This is a genomic window from Bacillus sp. 105MF, assembly GCF_000374885.1.
GTDB lineage: Bacteria > Bacillota > Bacilli > Bacillales > Bacillaceae_G > Bacillus_A > Bacillus_A pseudomycoides.
In genome coordinates this window covers 18,257-36,053 of record NZ_KB895595.1, presented here as the reverse complement: position 1 = coordinate 36,053, position 17,797 = coordinate 18,257, and the positions used below count along the sequence as shown (strand labels likewise).

Genomic DNA, 17,797 nt, shown 5'->3' with positions numbered 1-17,797 from the left:
CATCATTTCATTGGGGGATTCCTCGTGAAACACTAAAGCACAAATTCAGCCCTTCAGGTATGACTGAAAAGAAAGTAGTAGAGTTACAACGGATGTTAGATGAAGGTTTAATAAAATTCTTTTTACACCCAAAAGGAAAACGAAAAGAATGGATTATTAGTCGTCAAGCTATGTATGAATGGTTTGGTGAACCTAAAAAATAGAGGAAACTAAGGGAGGAAAAAACACATGTCTTTAAATCGTACAATTTTAGTTGGTCGTCTCACGAAGAATCCTGATTTGCGTTACACGCCAAATGGGGTTGCGGTCGCAACATTTACGCTAGCTGTGAATAGACCGTTCACAAACCAGGGACAAAGAGAAGCTGACTTCATTTCAGTGGTTGTTTGGCGTAAACAAGCTGAGAATGTAGCAAACTATCTAAAGAAAGGTAGTTTAGCTGGTGTAGATGGTCGTCTTCAGACACGTAATTATGAGGGGCAAGACGGGAAGCGCGTATATGTTACAGAGGTGGTTGCAGAGAGCGTACAATTTTTAGAGCCACGTAATAGTGGTGGAGGAGAACATAATTCATTTAATCAACAGCCAGTAGGAGCTGGTTTTGGTAATCAAGGTTCGAACTCATTTAATCAATCTAGTAATTCTGGATTTAAAAAGAATGATGATCCATTCTCTAATTCAGGTCAACCAATTGATATTTCGGACGACGATTTACCATTCTAAGGTAAAGTAGATTATTGTACAAAAGGAGGGAGCGATAGATGGAAGACACACAGTATCCCTTTTCACAGAGGTGTAAAGAAATTATTCTTATGATTGTGAGCTTTTGGTTTATAATGTTTTCAATCTTTGGAGAAAGCTTGTTACAATGAAAATGGCATAGGGTATAAAATATAGAGCTATAGATTATATAAGGGAGAGGTTTCATGAAATCAACAGGAGTAACTCGAAAATTAGATCCATTAGGACGTATAGTTATACCAATGGAGTTAAGGCGCACGCTGGAAATTGAAGAAAAGACACCATTAGAGATTTATGTAGAAGGTGAAAAGATTATCTTAAAAAAATACGAAGCGCATGGTGCTTGTGCAATAACAGGAGAAGTATCTGATAAGAATATTTCTCTTGCAAACGGCAAGATTACATTAAGCCCAGAAGGTGCAGAGCTACTAATAAAAGAAGTACAACAGTATCTTGTAAAATAATTAGCCTCATTTATAGGGGCTTTTTTTAGCCAAATATAAATAATTTCACGTACCGAAATTAAAAATAAAAAACACAGAAATCTCCATTAGGGGATTCTTTCCCTTTTCTGAATTTAGTGTGCTACGATAGTTATATATTCGCTTTGACAGTAATAGGAGGCTTGTCTATGAAAAATCATATAAAAGTTAATGGACAAATCCGTCAAACAAACAAGAAATGGTCGCATCTCAGACAAAAACAAAGAGAACGCATTTCTAATTGTCTTCGTAGAGAATATACAAAATTTGTACAAGTGAATCATAGAAGACCTAAAAAATACGAGCATGATGAGATTCTTAGTGAAGTAATGGATCGAATAGAAGAACGTGAAATTTGGATTCCATATGGGGAAGTAAAGAGATATTATTTAAGTAAAATCGGTAAATGGTTTCGAAAAATCGAACGCGAATGGGAATCACAAACATCCAATAATGAAAAGAATAACTCTTAAAATCAGGGTTCTTCTTTTTATTTTTATAAAAAAATTTTGTTCCCATAATTTTTAAAATTTCTCTTGTAGCCCTTACCCCTATTACTCTCGTGCAATTCATAAAAATGTTCCCATAATCCATAGTTATAAAAATATTCTGAAAACTAATTTACACTTACAATGCTTGTAATATATGATAGTGGTGCGAGGTGAATTACCAATATTTTTCACAATAGGAGGATGATGGTGTGAAGAGAAAATTTTTAGCAAAGGCAGGGATACTTGCATTAGCAGCAGGAATAATCTTACCTTCAACGGCAGCATATGGAGAAGCTTTACCTTCTTCTATATCTACAGAAAGTATAAACATTAATGAAGTGAGTAGTGAAACACCGATTTTTGATGTTTACGACAAAGACAAAAATCTGATTAAAACCTATACTAAGGGGGAAATAGATAAACTAAATCAGTCTCTTGTTCCTAATCCATTAGTTGATTCTAATGATAGTAAACTTAAAGAGGAGACACTTGTAACTCCTTTAGCTATGAATGTCTATAATCTTCAACCAACTAGTTTTGGTTCATATAGATGGATCAACGGTGGAATGTCATTTTATCGACCTCAAAGTGTACATGTTGAAGCATCAAATACAGTCAGATTAGGAGTAGAAGTATATAGAGATGATGTTAAAGAAGGCGAGGTAGTCCCTAGAGGTTCTTTTAGTGGTGGGCTAAACATTCCTATTTCCCACCTTACAGATGGATGGCATAATTATTACAAACTTTTACTTAGAAATCACGGTGGAGGAACAGTTAAATTATCAGGTGGACAAGTATATTATAAGTGATTTTTTCTCTAATATAGAAATAAATAGTATAAGTTAAAAAGACTAGGATTTATTTTCCTAGTCTTTTTAACTTAGTAGCGTCTCTTTTTATTTAAGGTATCCGTATTAACAGATTAGTTGAGTTTTTGTTTATCTTGACTAAAAATTTCAATAGTATATGAGTCGTTTTCAATCCATTGTTTTACTTTCTTTGTTTTAAGTAAATCATCAACTTCCTTTTCTATTTTCTTTCCAAACTCTTTGGCTTCTGGATCAGAATTATTTATTGTAGTATGTATAGCAAGGGTAAATGGTTGGTTTGATTCGAAATTAACTAGCTGAATTCCAAAACCTTTGTATCCATTTTTGGTAAACACTTCATCAAAAATAGAACTGTAAACTTCGCTCCATCGCCCCTCTTTCTTTACAATGTCCATATTTCTCTGACTCACATTAATTGTATATGGTCTAATATCTTGATTCTTTAATTGAGTGTTAATCGCTTTTTTTAACTTACTTGTATTTACAGTATCAGCTATTTCTAAGTCTACTGTTCTTGGTGTATCGCTCATGGAGGCACTAAGGAAGTCCTTTTCATCTACCGTTTCCACAATAGTGTCTATAACTTTTTCTTCTTCACTTTTTGCTTCTTCTTTATCGTTCTGTTGACATGCACCTAATAAAATAGCTAATACAAGAGGGAGAATTACCCCTTTTCTTTTTTTCATTTCAATCTCCTTTCTCGTAAATGCTTTGTTATATATTTGAGTCTCAGATGGTAAAAACATAATAAAAGTGTAATCGATCTAATTTTCATATTTGGTTAGGTATTCTTCAAAGCAAACGAAAAACCTTCACTTAATTGTTACAGATTCGAAAAATCAATGTACACACCAATACTGTACTCCTTAATTTGTATTGTAACTGTTATCAATTTCATTTCATTTTAGAGGGATATTTCCAATCACGATTTCCTTTAGAAACAGTCGAAGAGGTTTCACTTTGTTTAGCTAGGCTTTGTTTCTCTATGTTTTCCAGAGATTTTTGCATCTGTTCCATTTGCTCTTTTACTTCTTTTAGCTCCAGTTTCATTTCCATAAGTAACCGTAAAATAGCATCTCCTTTATTCATTGCAACATACTCCCTTCATTTTTCTCTTATTGCTTTTTTATTAACTGAATTTGAAAAATATCCGATTCTTTTAGACCTAGAACTCTCATCTCCTCTTTAAACGTTCGCCAAGATTCAACCTTAATGGATTTGGTACTTCTATCCCTTAATGTATACACTCTTATGTACTGTTGCTCCTGTTTTTTATTTTCCTTCATACTATCTTCCTCCGTTATTTTTAATCCATGAAATCATAATATCTTTTTAACGAAAGTTTAGATTTAAAACCTACCTGTTTTATAATTTGTTCCTCTAAAATTCCATGTTCAATCAGCCGTAAAATGAAGGTATTTCGAAGATGTTGTGCTGAAATTCCTTTTCGTAAATTCGCTCTTTTAACTTCAATTCGAATCATTTTTTGGACGGCAATTTCTGTTAGAGCTTTAGGCGCATCATTTTCATATGACCAATGATAAGTTTTCCGAGTAAAATCAAAGGCTACAAACAATGGATCATTACTATGGTATCTTGGACGAACAGGTTCAGGAATGATTTTGTAATAGTTAAATAAACGCTTTTTATCTTCTTCAGTTAAAAGAATCGTTCTTTCTATACCCACTATTCCTGGTACTGAGATCGTATTATTTTCAAAATGGACGTGCTTCATCTGTAAACCGACAAGTTCTTGTAAGGATAATCCATTATGAATGAGAAAATGCACAATAGAAATGTTACGATCCATAAGTGCTGGACGAACGGAACGTTGTTTTTCTGTTAATCCTTCTAATGAAGTTAAAATGACCTTTAACCTTTTCTCTTCTTCTTTTGAAATAAAGTCTTCAGCACGTAACGCACGATTCGGTTGAATACTAAGTTGCATGTCCTTTAACGGATTTGGTAGTTTTAAATACTGATACAGTCTATTTAAGACGCTATAAACACGGTGCATTGTTTTATCAGAGTACTGTCTTTGGTTCTTTAAATCGTAAAAATAAGCTTCATAATCCTTTGTATCAAGTGTCATCCATATATTGCATGTAGGGAGTTTTGTAGAGTTTTGCAACCATTGACCAAAATCTTCAATATCATAAACATACCGTTTAATTGTGGAAGGTTTTCTTCCTTTATCTAGTAAGAAAGAAGCAAAATGCTGTACTGTGTCTTGGAATTCCTTTGTTGGCATACCCTTATCATCCTAATTTTTTCTTTTAGTATATCAAATTTGGAAGTTAGCTGAACGTCTGTATGGGGTACGGAAACGATTCTGGGTATGAGGGGCCACCCTGGGATTTAATTACAAATATAAAAAAGAACTTTATTCAAGTTCTTTTAATCTACGATATAGAGCGGCCTGACTCACTCTTGTAATCTGGCATATTTCCTTTACTGTTTTATTGGTATGTTTTCGTAATTCAATTGCATAGTTCATGCCAGGATGTTTATCCGTGTATTTCTTCACTCTTCCTCTATATACGCCTTTTTGTTTTGCTAGCTTTATTCCCGCATGTTGTTTTTCCTTAATCATTTCACGATCTATTACCCCTGTAGTTTCTATGATGAATCTGTAAGATAGTTTGTTTGTCCCGTATATTCACCTTAAACTAAAAAGAACTTGTAGGAATTCCTACAAGTTCTTTTTGTTTTTCTAGTTAAACATGAACGGAAGCATTCAAATATTCATTCACCATAAAAGAAATAAATAATTTTCATTGATTCATAGCATATTTATACCATTTTTCGTTAATAAAAAAATAAGACAACATTTTGAATCATTCTCGAATTGTTGTAAGACACCTAATCAAAAACGATTGTTTTTGATTAGGTGTCCTTTTTTTAATCATAAAAGTTTTAGTTATTAAAATGAAAGTAGATTCAGGTAATAGCTCTAAAAATAAATAGTAATTTTAGTATAGGTCATTTTAATTTATAACATAAATCGCCACGTGATTTTCCATTTTCGAGAATATCTTTAAATGTTTTTAAATCGAGTCTATTTGTTAAAGATAACGTATTATCCAATCCTAATTTGAATGTCCCGCTTGTAGTATAATGCACATCTAAGTGATCTAAAGGGTGGATGTCTCCATTTTGATGTTTAGGATCATGATCATATCGTATATAACTCGGTTCAAATGTAAGTAAAGTTTTTATTATTGACCAATGTGTTACATCAAAAGTAGTTGTTTCATCTTTAATAATGTTTGTCAATTTATAGTATTCTTCAAATTCATCTAAATAGTCGCAAGCGAATTTGTCAATGCCATCTGAATTGATGTTATTATCAGAAAACCAGCCTTTATTCAATAAAACAAGTAGATAATCTATTAATTCAGTACTAATAACCTCGGAGCTTATTTTGCATTTTACACTCCATTGAGTTGGGTTAATTTGTTCTAGAAAGAATGGAAATACAAAGGAATAGTATTTACTTGGTAATTCATTAGGTTCTTTGCAAACGAAGTAAATTCGGCTTGTTTTATCGACTATGACATTTACTTCTCCTTTGTCTTCATCTTCAAATTTTTCTTCTATTAAAAGTATTTTTAGGGTTAATAGTAATATTCTAATAATATCTTCTTTGTGACGTACTGGCTCATTCACGAATTTATGATAATCTCTAAAATCAGTTATAAAAAACTTAGCTTCTTTACTCATTAATATCACCTAACCCAATAGCGTCGAAATAAACATTCTAAGCTTTTCTCTGTTGGTTTCATTAGGCCTTAACTGACTTACAATATCTCTAAAGTATGGCCTCATATCTTTAGAAACATTTAATCCATCAAAAACTTCTGTTAAAATATCATGTTGATTTTGAACGGGCTTGTTATATTGTTTTATAATTCTTTCCTGATGCTCTCTTTCTTCTTGAGTAGGCTCCGGAATGGTCATTTGTAGAGAACTATTAATTTCGTCTAATCCTTTTTCCAACGTTAAAATTAATTCAGCGTTTTGAATCTTTCCAATTAGTAAATATGAGGAAATAAATGAGCGTGTAAGAGTCATATACAAGGTATTTCTCATAGTTGGATTTTTATTTACGGAATAATCAACTACACAAATAACAAAAGGAAACTCCAATCCTTTAATGTTATTCCTATTAGAGACGGTTAAAGTATTGGGATAAGTTTCTTTTGTATTATGTATTACGTTAACATTCCAACCTAAGTGTTGATATACCGCAAATTCTAAATCATCGATTTTCTTATAATTTAAATTTGGGTTGGGATACACAACTGCAATATCATCAGGAGAAACATCAGGATAATCAGTCTGTATTTGTTTGATAGCTTGAATTATAGTTGGAGTTTCATCAGATTCAATTATATGCATACTACTTGGATTCATTAAAGGGTCAAGGTTTTCAAATCTTGTAACAGGCTCTCTGCTTAGTAAATAGTTTGTTTGATCTTTTTTGAACCTATATCCACATGCAAGCCATTCTTCATCTGTTAAAAACCTTAAAGAAGGTTGTTCATATAGTCCCATCCCTAAAGCGTGTGAAAACATTAGTGTTCTAGGGTCTGTTCTATAACATTTATTTAACAAATAATGAGGATTTGTTTCAATTTTTTGAATACCAAAAATATCTTGGAAGATATCTCCTGCTACGAAAACTTCGTTCTTAGTAAAAAGCGAACAAAGTTCAATAAATTCCTCTGTAAAATCTTGTCCTTCATCTATAAGCATATAATCAAAAAATGGTTCAAAATCTATTTCTAAACTTTTGGCATAATCTAATGTTTTTTTGCAAGCTGCAGCAAATGAACATTCTCTTGTGGTATAAAAAGGTAAATTGTATTTTTTACAGATTAAACCATAGGTTCCTAGGTTATAGCTATCTTTTACTGAACCCCAGGCGTGCATAACCCAAAGCCTTTCTTCCCACTCAATTTGTTCTGCTACTTGCATAAAATTAAAAAACTCTGTAACACGGTTTTTAAGCCTATTAGACAAAGTTTTACTTTGACATGTAAATGCAATTTTCGCTTCTTTTTCTGAAACATAAAGCTCTTTTAATCGGTGTAATAAGAGTTCTGTTTTCCCTGTGCCTGCCAAACCTTGTACTTTAATTATTTTGTCCTTATAACTTTCTTCAAAAATAAATCTTGTCTGATCACCATCAAAGAGAATAATATTTTGTTTAACTTTTTCTAATGTACTCTTTGGTAATTCTTTACCCACTTTTTCAGCTGAGTTAATACTACCTGTTAGTAATGAAATAAGTAATTTAACGGTTCTTTTTTGTAAATCATTTTCTAATTGGTTACTACTCATAAAATCATTGATGGCCTGAGTAGTAGCTGTGGCTTTAAAAAAAATAGATGCATCTATTTTTTTTATAAATGGTTTCCAGTGACGGGGCCTAGATATAATATCTGTATAGTTATACTTATCTGCTATATGTCCTAAATCCTCAGTGAAGTCTAGATACATTTCATCGAAATCATCTTGTTTTAAATTTAAGTTAACCAGTTGAATATTATAATCGGGGCATAAAAAGATTAATACTTTGTTTACAGTATAATCGTATTTTTTTTCGCTTAATGGTTGTTTGATTAGGTACATACGTTGAGCATTCTCTTGAGAATACGATTTTAACTGCTCGATTGATATGTCATCTAAAAAGTCCATATCTACGTTATTGAAAAAAAAGCTATTAGAATCCAATATTTCTACCTCCTTTAGGATTTGTGAAATTATGCATTAACCTAACGAATATTAAAGTTAATAATTGGGTATAAAGTACTTTTAAAACATAATTAGAGATATGAGTGTATTAAGTATTTATAGTGATATTAATCGTTATATTGAATCATAATTTTTAACACCATTATATAATAATTTGTGAAAGCCAACACCATATTTAATTATTAGATGGTAAGTATTTCACTTGTATTAAGTATTGTACTATCTATAATTATGGGTTCGGAGAAGAGTGGGGAATCAACCCTTTATTATTAAATCCAAAAGAGGAAGTAATAATAAAATTACTGGTAACTGATTAGAATAAAATCACACTATCTAGTAGAATTGTCGGCGGTAGTATCGTTCATTCGCCCAAAAAGACTAAAACTTAGAAAGAGCAGATTACTGTATCAAATCCAATATTTATACTAATTTTTACAGGTTTTATTTTAAGTTATATCAATAATATTGTAACAACAATATATAAGTAACTAATGTAAATAAAAATAACGATCTATAATAAATCGTTATTTTTATTTTCTTAGGCCCATTAACCACGTTACTAGAAACAGCGGGTAGGGTGTTTAAATTATTTATTAAGAACTAAATCTAGAGCCATTATAATATCTTTTTTGTATACATCTATACCTTTTTCCTCAGCAATTCTTACTAAATATTCAGCTCTTGAAGGTTTATTAGGTAAAGATTTTACCTCCTGGATATGCTCCTGAATTAAACTTTCAATTGCTTCTTGTTTTTTTCTCTCTTTCTCCTTAAACAAATTCCTTCTTTTTTCATTACCTTGTTCTCTAAGTTTTTGACCATACTCTTCTATTTCGAATTCATAGTTAGAAAGGAAATCTTCTATCATACCCTCAGCAGGATCAATATCATAATTACTCATCGTAACTCTATATAAAACGCCCTCATTAATAACATCTAATAGGTAAGCATCTAATAATCCTAAATGGTTCTTTACTATTTTATTATGTTGTTCAATAGCAGAATGTAAGCCTTCTTTATATCCATATTCATCTAGGAATTCCATTGTTTTTTCACCAATCAGATATTCGATTGAATCATCCGGAATGAGATATTCCTCTTCGTTTATAACAAAAGCCTGATACATTACAGTTTTTATTTTGTTTAGTTTAATAAATTGAAACATTTTATCAAAGTTATTCTCACCAGTTATTAAAATCTCTGGCATTTCACCCTTAATCTTAAAAGCATTCATTGGGAAAATACCTTGCTCATTGAAAAATTCCTCTAATTCATTTACACTCTTGAAATTCATTCTTCCCACTCCTTTTTGTTATTCTCAATATCAACTCGTTCGTCAATGTAAATATATAAGTAAATTATAACACTATAAAAATATAAGGATATTGTTCTCTGCTTAATTTTTTCAATTGAAAGAAGGGTCTTTAAATAAAATAACTAATAGAATAATCGTTTCAAAAGGTACACCTTTTGGTACTATTAAAATCACATGAAATATACGTTCCAAAACCTCAAAAATACATTTTTGAAACGTCTCTAAAAAATAGATACCTTTTGGAACTGTTTTGTTATAATATGTATTATAAAACATCAAGAGAAGGAGATTTTGACACCTTGAATAACAGAAAATTCGGATATATTCGTGTGAGTAGTAAAGATCAAAATGAAGGTAGACAGCTAGAAGCGATGAAAAAAGTTGGTATTGACGAAAGAGATATTTTCATTGATAAACAATCTGGTAAAGATTTTAATCGTCAAAAATATCAACTTGTAAAAATGATGTTACGGGAAGGAGATATTTTATATGTACAATCATTAGATCGTTTTGGGAGAAACAAAGAAGCGATTTTAAATGAATGGAAGGATATCACTAAAAATATTAAAGCCCACATCGTTGTAATTGATATGCCTTTATTAGATACAACTAAGTATCAGGACAACTTAGGAAATCTCATTACAGACCTGGTACTTCAAATTCTTTCGTGGCTTGCTGAAGAAGAGCGCTTAAAGATAAAAGTTCGACAACAGGAAGGAATACATTTGGCTAAGAAACAAGGGAAACATCTCGGAAGACCGAAGGTAGAAATTACAGATGAATTTATCACTGCTTATAACACCTGGAAAACAGGTACGATAACCGCTGTTGAGGCAATGAAACAAGCGAATCTAACGAAAGCTACATTTTACCGACTTGTGAAGAGGCATGAAAGTAAAACATAGAAAAATTAAGGGGGAAAAAGATGAGTAGAAATGAACAATGTTTTTGTGGTAGTGGCAAAAAACGAAAAAAATGTCATGATGATGTAGATCCGAATAGTTACATCGGGAACCTTTATAAAAAATATTTTAAAATAGATAGCATCATTTCAGATTACAAAGCTACACATAAAGAGTTTGAAAATCACCCTTGTGGAAAAGGGTGTTTCAATTGTTGCTATGATGTCTTTCCTGTTTCAATGTTAGAATTCGAATTACTTTTAGAAGAAATGCGTAATATTGGCATAGGGTTTGCTGAAGGTGTTTTTACAAAGGCACTTAAACATTTAGATTCATTACGAATCAATAATCCTGGATTATACAAGAGATTAGAAGAGGATACAAGTTTTCAGAATAGGAGAAAAGTTGATTCTAAAGATGTAGAACAATATCAACAAACAGAAAGATTCCAATTCCCTTGTCCCTTATTAGATGAAAATAATGGAAGCTGTACAGTATACAATAAAAGACCTATGGTCTGTAGAACCTTTGGCACTACTCATGATTCTCTTTTACTTATGATAAGTAGTCCTCAATCCGCAGTTTGTGAAAATATCCCTAGTATTCATGCTAATGCATTACAAACACCTGAAATTGAACCTTCAGACTCACAAGTAAATAGGATGCTTAAAACAACATACCTAGGACAAGAAATACTTGTAAGAGCGTATCCGATCGTCTATTGGTTCAAGATATATCACAATAAGAACAAGAAAAAAAGAAAGCCTGTTTATTCTTCTTTAGTTCCTTCTTTTTTCCATAAGAAACTAGGAACTATTACAATTGCTGAATTGATGCCCTAATAGGCGTCACAACACATCGTCAGGCTGGCTAATATTATTAATGAAAGAAGGAATAAAATGACTGTAATTACAATTGAAGATACCTATCAAGAATTATTGTTAGGCAAGCGAATGCGATTTCCTCAATATACATGGGAGAATGATACAAATAACGATTTAGCAAAGCGTGTGACTAAGTATCTTATTGAAAATATTTTAAAATGGAATGACGAAGAAATAAAAAAAGAGTGGGGACAAAATATTATTAAAAAATATAAACTTGGTGGACTACTTGCAATAAAATATAAAACAAGTCCATATGCCATGTTAAATGACGCTTATCCAGAGCGATTTAAAGAATGGGAACTGAATTTTGTACCTACCGGATTTTGGACACGAGAAACAGGACTAGAAGCATTGAAATGGACAATTGAAGAAAAAGAGAAACTAACAGACCTACACATAAGAAGCATATATAGTGTCAACTGGCTAAGAAAACATGGAATGAGAACCCCTATAGAATATTATTGGAATGGTAGTCCCTATGCAATGTTAAATGATTTATATCCAGGAAAGTTCAAAGAGTGGGAATTAAATATGGCTCCTTTAAGGTTTTGGACAAAAGAGAAAGCCTTAGAAGCTTTACAATGGACGATTGAAGAAAAAGAAAAATTAACCGATGAGCAATTATTAGTCGTGTATGAATTAAAATGGTTAAGTAAACAAAAGTTAGAAGTTCCATGCAATATGTTTTGGAATGCTAGCCCTTATGCAATGTTAAATGATTTGTATCCAGAAAAATTCAAAGAATGGGAATTAAATAGGACTCCTTTAAATTTCTGGACAAAAGAAAAAGCATTAGAAGCTTTGCGATGGATAATTGAGGAGAAGGAAAAACTATCAAGTGAACAATTAAAGAAAGTATATTCTAGAAAATGGTTGCAACAACGAAGGTTAGCGGCACCATTGGAGAAATATTGGAACAGTAGCCCACATGAGATGTTAAATGACTTATATCCAGGGCAGTTTACAGAACGAGAATTATTATACTTACCCATGAATTTTTGGACAAAAGAAAAAGCACTAGAAACTTTACAATGGACAATCGAGAAGAAAGAACAATTAACAAATGAAGAGTTAAAGAAAGTATATAGTCAAAATTGGGTCCGAAAAATTGGCTTGGGAGCACCTTTAAAAAAATTTTGGGGCGACAGTCCTTACATGATGCTAGATGAATTATACCCAAATCAATTCACAATAGAAATGTTTAGGAGAAATGTACGTAGATAATTGTAAACAGGGTGATATCAAAAGGAGTAATTTATATGTTTGGAAATACAAGAAATGATATTCAAAATCATCTCATTAAAAACGGTTATGATATTAAGGAGTTTTTAAGAAGAAATGGAGAATGGTACTATTTTAAGGTTCAAAACTTTTGGTCAGGCACTCATACAATAAAAGTAAAAGATGGAATACTTGGTTTTACAATAAAAGAAGTATAGGAATTAATAGCTTATAAGGAGGACGGATAAATAGATGCTTAATAAACAAATAGAGTTTGCAAAAGTAATTCGCTTTGATAATAAAGGGTTTTTTACAAAGCCATACAACTCTTCTTGTTTTTGTCATGCATTCCCATTTCTTGATGTAGAGATCACAACGTTAACGAACAATAATCAATTTTTAGACAATGAAAATATGATTATAGAACCTCACTTTGATGATCCTAGCTCATCTGGTTGTTTTGCTTTTTTAAATGAATATAACTCTAAGTTATTCGAAGAAGGTGGTGCCATGTATTTTCGATCAGAAGATAAGAAGAATACAATGTACTTAAATACAGAAGAAGTAATCTGGGTTAGAAATGTAAATCATAAGAATCAACCCTTCTTTACTCAATACAATAAGAATTATGTTCATGATGGAAAAAACTATGTATTTCCAGAATATATAGACATGGTTGATGTAAAATTAAATTGGGTTAGAATGTCCATAAAACTTGCACTGGAGCGAACAAGGTTATATAGAGAAAATTTTCCTTTTCCAGAGGGCATTCCAGAAAAGATTACAGAATTTTATTTAACAGAGAAACAAGTAAATCGATTAATTAACCCGTTCCATATGTATAAACAGCACTTAAAAAAGCTATCTCTACAGTTATTTAATCCTGTTATAACAAAGTAATACACGCAACTATTCCAATATTCCCTTCAATATTTTCCAAAAAACAAACCACAAATTAATTAACTGAATACAAAAACACTTAAAAAAATTCTGTTTTTTCTGTAAAATATAAGTAAATTCATAGAAGGAGGTGAATCAATGCGTAATGTTGTAGCAACAATAGCCACAGTTATGCTTACTATATGTGCTGTAATCTTTTGGTTTATCCATGGCGTATTTAAGCTTTTAGAGCCGCTTGGAGAATCTTTACTTTATCATATCTGGAATCGTCATGTTTGGTGCATGCATGATGTTGCAAAAGTTGTCACAAATAATGGCTACAATCGATTACATGATGTATTTTCTTATCCAGAAGAAATTTGCGAAAATATTGTTCATTTTTATGCAAAAGGTGGCAATATAGAAAAATTAAAGAGCCGATCGAAACAAAGTGAATTGTTTTGCGGATTATTTATGATCTTTATTCTCTATGCTGTGCCTACATTCTTTGATTTCGTTGGATTAGAAATGTATGGACTAAATGTCCTTGTATGGCTTGTTGCAGCAGGATACTTTGCATATTATTATCTTCTATATAGACGTATACAAACTTTTGTTTCAGAACTAATTCAAGTAGCTTAATCTTTTAATGCACCCTTCTACAGTGTTGCTTTTTAAAATCCATCCTTCTTAGTCTTTGACACCTCAATCCCATTAATCATGGATACTATTTTATAAAATTCATAGCATAGTAAAAAGGCTCATTTTACTTTTGAGCCTTTTTTACTACATTTAATCCTTATTTTTTACCATCCCCCACTATCAAAGCTACTATTTGAGTCATTACTGTGACTACTACTTCCTGAATCATGATGATGATGCGAATTATGATGGTTACGATTTGAATCTTCATTCGCACTATCCATTGTTGAAGCAATGATTGATGTTGCTACAATTGTATGCATTAGGCCTGAATCCTCATTTTTTTTCGTTACATTGGAATTATTATTTTTCACCAGGTTGTTTGTTGAAAGTTGATTCTTTGATAGATTGACCATATAGTGCTGTTGTTTTAATTTTTTTGAAGAGGTAGAACCAGTAACCTCTCTTTTAAAAACCCACCACCAAAAAATTCTTACTATCACCACGAATGCGATTGCTGAAATACCTATTTTTATTACAGGGTAAAACAAACCTGTAAGAGCTTCCATTTCCATGTTTACACCTTCTCTCTTATTTGATTGTATTTCAAATTTCTATGGTTTCCTTACAAACCTTTGCAATATATTTTATAAAATCAATGACTGGATATTGTATTAGTGAGCGATGCTGTGTAAATTGAATTCCTTCTTTTTCTAATATAGAAATGAGTTGTTCTATCTTCAATTCTTGTCGTTTCATCCGATTATAATGTTGGAACACAATTTTCTTCCATTGATAAGAAGAACCTTGAAAGTAACTTTCACCTTTTATTTTATGATTAAAGATTTTTTCTATTTTTTCTTTCCGTTGTTTTTCCTTCATATGCTCTACCATCGACTGCATTCTTTATCACTCCCTTTTCCATTTCACATTATCGGTCAGATTTCCTCTAAATCTGTTGAAATAATTTCAACAGGTGTTTGTTGTTCCAGGTGTAATAGAGTTTGAATCTGTTCCTTTAAACGGAAACCATCCTCTGGTTGGGCAAGTAAATACGACTTCAAATACGCTTCACCATTCACCGTATAATTTACATCGAAAATGTACAAAGTGGTTCCCCCTGTTCCATTTTTTCATTAGAAACCTTTGTATACTTCCCATGACGTACGACTTGTCTTATATCGATATCTTTATCAAAAGAATGTTGCATGTTTGATATATCTACAATAACAGTGTTTTCTAATACACTCACTACATAACCTGTTAACATGATTGATGGATTCTTACGGTAACAAAATTGTACAACATCATCTAACATAGCCTTGTATTTTTCTTGCTTCATAAGTATTTTCCCCTTTCGTTATACGGTCATTAGTTTTGTAGCTTTATAAGCTTTGAAAATCCCTATCCACTGATATATTCGGTCTAATTTCCCATCAATTTCTACCAATCTAATAGTCCCTTGCTTCACCAGTTCATCTAAGTACATACAAACAGGAACATACATTTTCGGTTTCCTTGAAGCATATCTGTCTTTTGGAGCATCATGCTCTTTTATTAACAATTCACATAGCACCCAAGCGCTAGATGCACCTTTTCGAAGATAAGATTCAATGGCCTTTTGATGTTCATATGTTAAGTCCCATGAAACGTTCTCTTGTTGTTCTATGGAATAACCGATTTCTTGAAATAAGTCCAAAACAACTTGCCCATTACTATCTGAGGCCATTCCTATATCGTGTATGGGTTCCGCTTGTCTTGGAGGTGTATGCAATTCTTGCAAAAATAAAGATATCTCTTTTCTTAGCCGTTTGAATTGTGTATCCAGGAGTGGTATCCCCGCATCTAATTGCTTCTGTAGATCTGTTGGAAAGGTAAATTCATTTGGAAGATAAGACAACTCATCCTCTAAACACCAATGATTCTGTAACTTTACAAGTAGCTCATCACGTTCGTAATCAATAACTGTAAATCCATCTTTGATTTGTTTGACGATGTGTGCTGGAAGACCTGTGTGTTCTGCAAAATGGGTAATACCAAAACGTCTGGTTTCTTTTGTTGTTTGATGTTGCACGATGTATTGATAGCGCAGTGGTCTACCACACTCACAAGGTGTATTGGCATTCCTTTCTCCATTATCAATGTATTCTATTAATACCCACTCATCTAAAATGTTCTGAATTTCAGCATCGGTTGCATGGCTTGGAAGTACAATTCCCTTATCTAGAGCCATGACATTGGCAAAAGTAGTTTTTTTGCCACGTTTTACATGTTGTTCGAGAAAACCTTTTTGTTTTTCAGTAAGAGAGGCAAGTATGCTTGATCTTGTTGTATCATCCAGTATGATTTTAGAAACCATAACACATACCACCGATTAGATATGTAACAATCATCATAAATATGGAGACTCCAAAAAATCCGAAAAACCATATTTGAGATGCTTTGCAATCCTCAATTCCAAACCATTCACATACTGCGCGGTAATGCGTTGAAATCGCCTGTTTGATACCAACCCCATCTTTTTCTACTGGGTGAGTTTGTGTTATAATGGACTCACCATTTTTGATTTTTAAAGTGTTGAACATAGTTCCCTCATCCTTTCTAAATTGAAAATGTTTTGTGAAAAGTCCTCGATTTGCTGTCCAAGGCTGAGAGGACTTTTTTACGTTCTGTTATTTACTCAGATGGATGTTGAGGTCTATATTTTTTTCTTGATTGAACTAACTCTTTCTTTAAAAGCTCAACATCTTTACGCCAGTACAAATTCACCTGCCCAACTTTAGAAATAGGAATAATCCTATTTTCCGCTAGCAATTGGGACATGCGCTGTTTTGAAATAATTAATACTTTTCTCGCTTCTTCTGATGTTAAAATTTCATCTTTTAAAAAAGATTGAAGTTCTTCCCTGCTGTTAATGTTGTACAATCTAACTTTTCACCTCCTACCTTTAGTATACCAAAACACTAGATTAACCGTCTAGTGTTTTGGTGTTATTTTTAATAATATTCTCATTATTTTCTCTTCTGGTTTCATTTTTGTTCTTAATATGGTACGTGAAATTTTTGATTTGTTTAGTCAAAAATCAAACCTACTATTCTTTGTCTTTCGACTCGAATTACTTTTAAACTTTCATTCTAAAAATTATATAATGTTTAATATTCAAAACATAGAAAAGCTTAAACCCTTATATATCAACGGGTTTAAGCTTTTTATTTTGTTAGCATACCCTTTGCAACAAGATGCAATTATATTTTCAGCGTATCCGCATCTTGTAGCTATTATTATGTATGCTATATTCCACAAAATAATTACAAATTAATATCCCTTTTATTTCTAATATATGCACAACTTACGAAAAAATGCTTTATTCTTGATGTTTAGAAAACGGGATTTTTGTGCAAATTATTAGTAAAAAGTAGATGAGGTGTTTGAATTGTCTCGTTCTAAATTGGGTAAATTTATTGATAAGCATAACATAAAACAAATTGATATCGCCAAGGTCAGCGGGCTTACGACTTCAACGATAAGTCGCCTTGCTAAAATTGACTGTGTTTCACCATCTATTAAAAATGCCAATAAAATAGTAACAGCTTTAAAGAAGCTAACAGGTAAAAATATTAAACAAAGCGATTTTTGGTCATGAAGCC

26 protein-coding genes and 1 pseudogene are annotated in these 17,797 nt (G+C 31.9%); 12 read left to right on the top strand and 15 right to left on the bottom strand.

Translation table 11 applies throughout. From position 1 onward, the window contains the following. The 5 genes from C564_RS37005 to C564_RS0126655 all read left to right on the top strand — a co-directional run. The coding region (locus C564_RS37005; protein ID WP_018767479.1) for a hypothetical protein at nt 1-203 on the top strand (203 nt) is incomplete at its 5' end. 25 nt (nt 204-228) lie between these two features. After that, the gene (gene ssb / locus C564_RS0126675) at nt 229-723 is read left to right on the top strand and encodes a single-stranded DNA-binding protein (RefSeq protein WP_018767478.1); all 495 of its coding nucleotides are present in this window, start codon (nt 229-231) and stop codon (nt 721-723) included. A 203-nt stretch (nt 724-926) separates the two neighbouring features. Then, the gene (locus C564_RS0126665) at nt 927-1,205 is read left to right on the top strand and encodes an AbrB/MazE/SpoVT family DNA-binding domain-containing protein (protein ID WP_018767476.1); all 279 of its coding nucleotides are present in this window, start codon (nt 927-929) and stop codon (nt 1,203-1,205) included. A 167-nt stretch (nt 1,206-1,372) separates the two neighbouring features. Further along, on the top strand, nt 1,373-1,696 hold the full coding sequence (locus C564_RS0126660; RefSeq protein ID WP_018767475.1) for a hypothetical protein: 324 nt from the start codon (nt 1,373-1,375) through the stop codon (nt 1,694-1,696). Between the two features lie 227 nt (nt 1,697-1,923). Then, complete coding sequence (locus C564_RS0126655) at nt 1,924-2,523, top strand: hypothetical protein (RefSeq protein WP_018767474.1); 600 nt, start codon at nt 1,924-1,926, stop codon at nt 2,521-2,523. 113 nt (nt 2,524-2,636) lie between these two features. On the opposite strand, the gene C564_RS0126650 is transcribed toward C564_RS0126655, so the two are convergent. The 8 genes and pseudogenes from C564_RS0126650 to C564_RS0126615 form a co-directional block, all read right to left on the bottom strand. Continuing rightward, a complete protein-coding gene (locus C564_RS0126650; protein WP_018767473.1) occupies nt 2,637-3,230 on the bottom strand; it encodes a DUF4030 domain-containing protein in 594 nt (197 codons plus the stop codon). Nucleotides 3,231-3,438: 208 nt separating this feature from the next. After that, nucleotides 3,439-3,633 carry a hypothetical protein gene (locus C564_RS0126645; RefSeq protein WP_018767472.1) on the bottom strand — a complete coding sequence of 65 codons (195 nt, stop codon included), beginning with the start codon at nt 3,631-3,633 and terminating at the stop codon, nt 3,439-3,441. 26 nt (nt 3,634-3,659) lie between these two features. Then, on the bottom strand, nt 3,660-3,830 hold the full coding sequence (locus tag C564_RS37000; protein ID WP_018767471.1) for a hypothetical protein: 171 nt from the start codon (nt 3,828-3,830) through the stop codon (nt 3,660-3,662). Nucleotides 3,831-3,850: 20 nt separating this feature from the next. Beyond that, the gene (locus C564_RS0126635) at nt 3,851-4,795 is read right to left on the bottom strand and encodes a tyrosine-type recombinase/integrase (RefSeq protein ID WP_018767470.1); all 945 of its coding nucleotides are present in this window, start codon (nt 4,793-4,795) and stop codon (nt 3,851-3,853) included. Nucleotides 4,796-4,927: 132 nt separating this feature from the next. Beyond that, nucleotides 4,928-5,149 (bottom strand): annotated as a pseudogene (locus tag C564_RS0126630) (recombinase family protein); the annotation flags it as partial. Nucleotides 5,150-5,526: 377 nt separating this feature from the next. After that, nucleotides 5,527-6,267: a hypothetical protein gene (locus tag C564_RS34140; protein WP_018767468.1), complete on the bottom strand. Its 741-nt coding sequence runs from the start codon at nt 6,265-6,267 to the stop codon at nt 5,527-5,529. A 9-nt stretch (nt 6,268-6,276) separates the two neighbouring features. Further along, the gene (locus tag C564_RS32675) at nt 6,277-8,283 is read right to left on the bottom strand and encodes a DEAD/DEAH box helicase (protein WP_018767467.1); all 2,007 of its coding nucleotides are present in this window, start codon (nt 8,281-8,283) and stop codon (nt 6,277-6,279) included. Between the two features lie 607 nt (nt 8,284-8,890). After that, the gene (locus tag C564_RS0126615; protein ID WP_018767466.1) at nt 8,891-9,598 is read right to left on the bottom strand and encodes a hypothetical protein; all 708 of its coding nucleotides are present in this window, start codon (nt 9,596-9,598) and stop codon (nt 8,891-8,893) included. Nucleotides 9,599-9,918: 320 nt separating this feature from the next. On the opposite strand from C564_RS0126615, the gene C564_RS0126605 reads away from it, so the two are divergent. From C564_RS0126605 to C564_RS0126580, 6 genes are all read left to right on the top strand, one after another. Beyond that, a complete protein-coding gene (locus tag C564_RS0126605) occupies nt 9,919-10,524 on the top strand; it encodes a recombinase family protein (protein WP_018767464.1) in 606 nt (201 codons plus the stop codon). A 20-nt stretch (nt 10,525-10,544) separates the two neighbouring features. After that, entirely contained in the window at nt 10,545-11,363 is an 819-nt protein-coding gene (locus C564_RS0126600; RefSeq protein WP_018767463.1) for a YkgJ family cysteine cluster protein, read from the top strand. A gap of 57 nt (nt 11,364-11,420) precedes the next feature. Beyond that, nucleotides 11,421-12,632, top strand: coding sequence for a hypothetical protein (locus C564_RS0126595; protein WP_018767462.1), 1,212 nt, complete (start codon nt 11,421-11,423; stop codon nt 12,630-12,632). A gap of 35 nt (nt 12,633-12,667) precedes the next feature. After that, on the top strand, nt 12,668-12,847 hold the full coding sequence (locus tag C564_RS0126590) for a hypothetical protein (RefSeq protein WP_018767461.1): 180 nt from the start codon (nt 12,668-12,670) through the stop codon (nt 12,845-12,847). A 34-nt stretch (nt 12,848-12,881) separates the two neighbouring features. After that, nucleotides 12,882-13,529 (top strand): hypothetical protein, encoded by a 648-nt coding sequence (locus C564_RS0126585; RefSeq protein ID WP_018767460.1) that lies wholly within the window; start codon nt 12,882-12,884, stop codon nt 13,527-13,529. 138 nt (nt 13,530-13,667) lie between these two features. Beyond that, the gene (locus tag C564_RS0126580; RefSeq protein ID WP_018767459.1) at nt 13,668-14,150 is read left to right on the top strand and encodes a hypothetical protein; all 483 of its coding nucleotides are present in this window, start codon (nt 13,668-13,670) and stop codon (nt 14,148-14,150) included. 164 nt (nt 14,151-14,314) lie between these two features. Here C564_RS0126580 and C564_RS0126575 read toward each other — a convergent pair whose 3' ends face one another. The 7 genes from C564_RS0126575 to C564_RS0126545 all read right to left on the bottom strand — a co-directional run bounded on the left by C564_RS0126575 (nt 14,315) and on the right by C564_RS0126545 (nt 17,075). Continuing rightward, nucleotides 14,315-14,725, bottom strand: coding sequence for a hypothetical protein (locus C564_RS0126575; RefSeq protein WP_018767458.1), 411 nt, complete (start codon nt 14,723-14,725; stop codon nt 14,315-14,317). A gap of 31 nt (nt 14,726-14,756) precedes the next feature. Continuing rightward, a complete protein-coding gene (locus tag C564_RS0126570) occupies nt 14,757-15,053 on the bottom strand; it encodes a hypothetical protein (protein ID WP_018767457.1) in 297 nt (98 codons plus the stop codon). A 35-nt stretch (nt 15,054-15,088) separates the two neighbouring features. Further along, on the bottom strand, nt 15,089-15,259 hold the full coding sequence (locus C564_RS36995) for a hypothetical protein (RefSeq protein ID WP_018767456.1): 171 nt from the start codon (nt 15,257-15,259) through the stop codon (nt 15,089-15,091). After that, nucleotides 15,241-15,492 (bottom strand): DUF2187 family protein, encoded by a 252-nt coding sequence (locus C564_RS0126560; RefSeq protein WP_018767455.1) that lies wholly within the window; start codon nt 15,490-15,492, stop codon nt 15,241-15,243. Before C564_RS0126560 ends, C564_RS36995 begins: the two co-directional genes overlap by 19 nt. Before the next feature lie 18 nt (nt 15,493-15,510). Continuing rightward, complete coding sequence (locus tag C564_RS0126555; protein ID WP_018767454.1) at nt 15,511-16,509, bottom strand: DUF3895 domain-containing protein; 999 nt, start codon at nt 16,507-16,509, stop codon at nt 15,511-15,513. Next, nucleotides 16,499-16,735, bottom strand: a complete 237-nt coding sequence (locus C564_RS0126550) for a hypothetical protein (RefSeq protein WP_018767453.1) — start codon at nt 16,733-16,735, stop codon at nt 16,499-16,501. The genes C564_RS0126555 and C564_RS0126550 overlap by 11 nt, the downstream gene beginning before the upstream one ends. Before the next feature lie 91 nt (nt 16,736-16,826). Then, nucleotides 16,827-17,075 carry a hypothetical protein gene (locus C564_RS0126545; RefSeq protein ID WP_018767452.1) on the bottom strand — a complete coding sequence of 83 codons (249 nt, stop codon included), beginning with the start codon at nt 17,073-17,075 and terminating at the stop codon, nt 16,827-16,829. A gap of 508 nt (nt 17,076-17,583) precedes the next feature. Between C564_RS0126545 and C564_RS0126540 the strand changes: the two genes are divergently transcribed. Next, nucleotides 17,584-17,793 carry a helix-turn-helix domain-containing protein gene (locus C564_RS0126540; RefSeq protein ID WP_018767451.1) on the top strand — a complete coding sequence of 70 codons (210 nt, stop codon included), beginning with the start codon at nt 17,584-17,586 and terminating at the stop codon, nt 17,791-17,793. The last annotated feature ends 4 nt before the right edge of the window (nt 17,794-17,797 follow it).

Excerpts from the sequence above, each read along its gene's own strand:
- C564_RS37000 (WP_018767471.1), bottom strand. The coding sequence starts at position 3,830 with ATGAAGGAAAATAAAAAACAGGAGCAACAGTACATAAGAGTGTATACA.
- C564_RS0126570 (WP_018767457.1), bottom strand. The coding sequence starts at position 15,053 with ATGCAGTCGATGGTAGAGCATATGAAGGAAAAACAACGGAAAGAAAAA.
- C564_RS0126555 (WP_018767454.1), bottom strand. The coding sequence starts at position 16,509 with ATGGTTTCTAAAATCATACTGGATGATACAACAAGATCAAGCATACTT.
- C564_RS0126590 (WP_018767461.1), top strand. The coding sequence starts at position 12,668 with ATGTTTGGAAATACAAGAAATGATATTCAAAATCATCTCATTAAAAAC.
- C564_RS0126660 (WP_018767475.1), top strand. The coding sequence starts at position 1,373 with ATGAAAAATCATATAAAAGTTAATGGACAAATCCGTCAAACAAACAAG.
- C564_RS0126585 (WP_018767460.1), top strand. The coding sequence starts at position 12,882 with ATGCTTAATAAACAAATAGAGTTTGCAAAAGTAATTCGCTTTGATAAT.
- C564_RS0126550 (WP_018767453.1), bottom strand. The coding sequence starts at position 16,735 with ATGTTCAACACTTTAAAAATCAAAAATGGTGAGTCCATTATAACACAA.
- C564_RS0126635 (WP_018767470.1), bottom strand. The coding sequence starts at position 4,795 with ATGCCAACAAAGGAATTCCAAGACACAGTACAGCATTTTGCTTCTTTC.
- C564_RS0126560 (WP_018767455.1), bottom strand. The coding sequence starts at position 15,492 with ATGAAGCAAGAAAAATACAAGGCTATGTTAGATGATGTTGTACAATTT.
- C564_RS0126645 (WP_018767472.1), bottom strand. The coding sequence starts at position 3,633 with ATGAATAAAGGAGATGCTATTTTACGGTTACTTATGGAAATGAAACTG.
- C564_RS0126615 (WP_018767466.1), bottom strand. The coding sequence starts at position 9,598 with ATGAATTTCAAGAGTGTAAATGAATTAGAGGAATTTTTCAATGAGCAA.
- ssb (WP_018767478.1), top strand. The coding sequence starts at position 229 with ATGTCTTTAAATCGTACAATTTTAGTTGGTCGTCTCACGAAGAATCCT.
- C564_RS0126580 (WP_018767459.1), top strand. The coding sequence starts at position 13,668 with ATGCGTAATGTTGTAGCAACAATAGCCACAGTTATGCTTACTATATGT.
- C564_RS0126575 (WP_018767458.1), bottom strand. The coding sequence starts at position 14,725 with ATGGAAATGGAAGCTCTTACAGGTTTGTTTTACCCTGTAATAAAAATA.
- C564_RS34140 (WP_018767468.1), bottom strand. The coding sequence starts at position 6,267 with ATGAGTAAAGAAGCTAAGTTTTTTATAACTGATTTTAGAGATTATCAT.
- C564_RS0126665 (WP_018767476.1), top strand. The coding sequence starts at position 927 with ATGAAATCAACAGGAGTAACTCGAAAATTAGATCCATTAGGACGTATA.
- C564_RS0126600 (WP_018767463.1), top strand. The coding sequence starts at position 10,545 with ATGAGTAGAAATGAACAATGTTTTTGTGGTAGTGGCAAAAAACGAAAA.
- C564_RS0126595 (WP_018767462.1), top strand. The coding sequence starts at position 11,421 with ATGACTGTAATTACAATTGAAGATACCTATCAAGAATTATTGTTAGGC.
- C564_RS0126650 (WP_018767473.1), bottom strand. The coding sequence starts at position 3,230 with ATGAAAAAAAGAAAAGGGGTAATTCTCCCTCTTGTATTAGCTATTTTA.